1 protein-coding gene is annotated in these 3,106 nt (G+C 68.9%); it reads left to right on the forward strand.

The window, feature by feature from the left end; translation table 11 throughout:
- Positions 1-2,952 (forward strand): histidine kinase dimerization/phospho-acceptor domain-containing protein (locus QMZ05_RS40440; protein WP_353705832.1); only part of this gene is annotated, 2,952 nt, incomplete at its 5' end.
- Between the last annotated feature and the right edge of the window lie 154 nt (positions 2,953-3,106).

Below are 3,106 nucleotides of genomic sequence, written 5' to 3' on the forward strand. Positions count from 1 at the left end.
GCAGAACGCCCGCACGAAGCGCCGGCACCGGTCGAGACCACGCCTCTCGACACCACGCCTGACCAAACCGCCGCGGTCGAGGAGCCAATATCGGAAGCGCTGATCGATGTCCCCGTTGAGGCGGAGCTCGAAGCGCCTGCGTCTCTTGCTCCACCTCTCGCGTCGGCAGAACGCCCGCACGAAGCGCCGGCACCGGTCGAGACCACGCCTCTCGACACCACGCCTGACCAAACCGCCGCGGTTGAGGAGCCAATATCGGAAGCGCTGATCGAAGTGCCTGCTGAGGCAGAGCTCGAAGCGCCCGCACCTGAGCCCGCGCCCGGTCCCGAAGCGACCGCATACGCGCCCACTTCGGAAACATCGGCGCCGCCTGCCGAGCCCGTACCCTCGCCCTATGCGATTGCGGATGCGCCCGCTCCGGCACCCGCCGCCGAACCGGAGCCCGCTTCGCCGGCACCGGCGCCGCCGCCATCCTGGCTCGACGAGCCGTTGCCGGTGCGGCGGCATCCGCTGCGCTTCATGTGGCAGATGGACCACGAGGCCCGCTTCTCGCTCGGCTCCGACGAATTCACCCGCCTGATCGGCCTGCACACCGCCGCAGGCTTCGGCCGACTGTGGAGCGACATCGCCGAGAGTTTTGGCCTCGATCCCGAAGGCCGCGTCCTGCAGGCGTTCGCCAGCCACGACACCTGGAGCGGCATCACGCTGAACTGGCCGGTCGACGGCGGCGGCCGCCTGCCGGTCGAATTGTCCGGCCTGCCGGTATTCGATCGCAACCGGAGTTTCGCCGGCTATCGCGGCTTTGGTGTGTGTCGCGACCTCGACGGCCTTGCGCGACTCGCCGCTTTGCGCCGCTATGAGTTCTTCAGCGGCTCGATCGCGCCAAAATCGCTGTCGGCCGGCGTTGCGCCCGCGCCGCGCATCGATGCGCCGCCCGCCCCCGCCGCGCCGCCGCATGAAAATCCTCCGCCGCATGCGGAGCCGCCGCCCGATACGACCGCAAGTGCACCACCCGAGGAATTGACCGAGCCGATAGCAGCAGAGATTTCAAACCAAGCCGATCCGGATCACGCCGTGGAAACGAACGAGGAAGCGCACGAAGTGCGCCAGGACCCGCCACCGAATGTGGTGCCGTTCCGCCCCGCCGGCGACACAAGACCGCCGTCGCTGACGCCGGTCGAGAACAACGCCTTCAACGAGCTCGCGCGCCAATTGTCGGCGCGGCTCGAGAGCGAGGCCGGCCTCACCGCGACGACGAATGAGAGCGCCAGCATCGCACCGGTTGCCGAAGCGCCGCCCGCGAACGAACCGTCGCAGCAGGCGCAGGCGCCATCGCAGCCGGAGACGATTGCGCAACCGGAGACGCCGGCCGACGCGCCAAAACCCAGCTGGCTCGCGGCCGTCGAGCCCGCGCCGCGCGCGGACTCCCGCCGCGACCGCGCGCTGCTCGATCTCTTGCCGGTCGGCATCCTGATCTACCGGCTCGACCGCCTGCTCTATGCCAACCACGCCTTCCTCGCGCGGATGGGCTATGACAGCCTGCACGCGCTGGAAGCCGCCGGCGGGCTCGACGCACTCTATGTCGAGCCCGGCGTCTCGCAGGCGAGCAGCAGCTCCGGCACCGGCACCCCGGTGACGATCTCCGCCAACCAGGACGGCCAGGCAGAGCAGCTGTCCGCGGAGGCACGGCTGCACACCATCAGCTGGGACGACGATTCCGCGCTGGCGCTGATCTTCTCGCGCACACTCGACGAGGACGCCGCGATCGCCGCCGCCCTGTCTGAGCCCGAGCCGGAGGCGGCCGCCGAGCCCGTGCTTGCGGCACCGCCGCCGCAGGCCGGCCACGCCGACGCCGAGGAGCTCGGCGCCATCCTCGACACCGCGGCCGAAGGCATCATCATGTTCGATGCCGAAGGCAACATCCATTCCTGCAATCGCAGCGCCGAGGCGCTGTTCGGCTATGACGGCGACGAGTTCATCACGCGCAATCTCGCCGATTTGTTCGCGCCGGAGAGCCAGCACGGCATCTTCGACTATCTCACGAGCGTGAAATCGGCCGGCGTCGCCAGCCTGCTCGACCACGGCCGCGAGACGCTCGGCCGCGTGCGCCAGGGCGGCCTCATCCCGCTGTCGGTGACGATGGGCCGCACCCGCGCCGACGGACCGAACTTCTTCGCCGTGTTCCGCGATCTCTCGCAGACCAGGAAGAGCGAGGGCGAAGTGCGCGAGGCGCGTCGGCTCGCCGAACGCGCCGCCAACGCCAAGACCGACATGCTGGCGCGGATCAGCCACGAGCTGCGCACGCCGCTCAACGCCATCATCGGCTTCGCCGAGGTGATGATATCGGAGCGCTTCGGCACGCTCGGCAACGAGCGCTATGTCGAATACATGAAGGACATCCGCGCCTCCGGCGAGCGGGTGATCGCGATCGTCAACGACCTGCTCGATCTGTCGCGGATCGAGACCGGCAAGCTCGATCTCGCCTTCACCAGCCAGAACCTCAACGAGATGGTGGAGAGCTGCGTCGCGGTGATGCAGCCGCAGGCCAACCGCGAGCGCATCATCATCCGCACCTCGCTCGCGCATACGCTGCCGCCCGTTGTCGCCGACGCCCGCGCGCTGCGCCAGATCACGCTCAACCTGATCGGCAACTCGATCCATCTCGCCAATGCCGGCGGCCAGGTGATCGTCTCGACCGCGCTGTCGGATTTCGGCGAGGTGATGCTGCGGGTGCGCGACACCGGCCAGAGCCTCAACGACAACGAGGTCGCCGCCGCCCTCGAGCCATTCCGCGCCCCGACGCCGTCCGATCAGGCCGGCTCCGGCGGCGTCAGCCTGTCGCTGACCAAGGCGCTGGTCGAAGCCAACCGCGCCAAATTCCAGATCCGGACCGGCGGCCGCACCGGCACGCTGATCGAAGTGACCTTCGCCCACGCCGCGGCAAGGGCGTGAGCATAGCGCCTGCGTCGTTTCTGCGTCGCGCTTGTCGGGTCCAACCGCCTGCGTGAGGGACACACCGGCGGACGGACTCCCTCCCCCCTTGCGGGTAGGGCTATCGCATATGGGCGAGGACAGAGAGAAGGAAGTCGTTATTCCATCTGGCCTG

Origin of the sequence: Bradyrhizobium sp. INPA03-11B, assembly GCF_040446015.1 — a bacterium.
GTDB classification, from domain to species: Bacteria; Pseudomonadota; Alphaproteobacteria; order Rhizobiales; family Xanthobacteraceae; genus Bradyrhizobium; species Bradyrhizobium macuxiense_A.